Origin of the sequence: Gilvimarinus gilvus (assembly GCF_030518155.1) — a bacterium.
Taxonomy (GTDB): domain Bacteria; phylum Pseudomonadota; class Gammaproteobacteria; order Pseudomonadales; family Cellvibrionaceae; genus Gilvimarinus; species Gilvimarinus gilvus.
Genome location: NZ_JAULRU010000607.1, coordinates 1 through 325, shown reverse-complemented (window position 1 = coordinate 325; position 325 = coordinate 1). Strand labels below are relative to the sequence as shown.

Below are 325 nucleotides of genomic sequence, written 5' to 3'. Positions count from 1 at the left end.
AACCCTATCGACAACAGGAGCTGAACCCGTGATACAGGCTTTACGTTTTCCACTGTGGGCCTTGTTGCTCGCTGTGCTGGCGCTGACCGGCTGCCAAAGCGCGCCGCCCAAGGGGCTGACCCCGGAACAGATTGCCGTGCTCAAGCGCGAAGGCTTTACCCCCACCGATGAAGGCTGGGCGTATGACTTGTCTGGCAAAGTGTTGTTCGGCAGTGACCTGGACAGCCTCAACAGCCAGAGCCAGGCGATTGTCGAGCGGATCGGCAAGGCACTGCTGGGCGTGGGTATCCAGCGTGTGCGGGTAGACGGGCATACCGACTCGTCG

General features: G+C 61.2%; 1 protein-coding gene. It reads left to right on the top strand.

Annotation, left to right across the window (positions count from 1 at the left end; all coding sequences use genetic code 11):
• Positions 1 to 28 precede the first annotated feature (28 nt).
• Positions 29 to 325 (top strand): outer membrane lipoprotein YfiB (gene yfiB, locus QWI17_RS14920; RefSeq protein ID WP_302723324.1); only part of this gene is annotated, 297 nt, incomplete at its 3' end.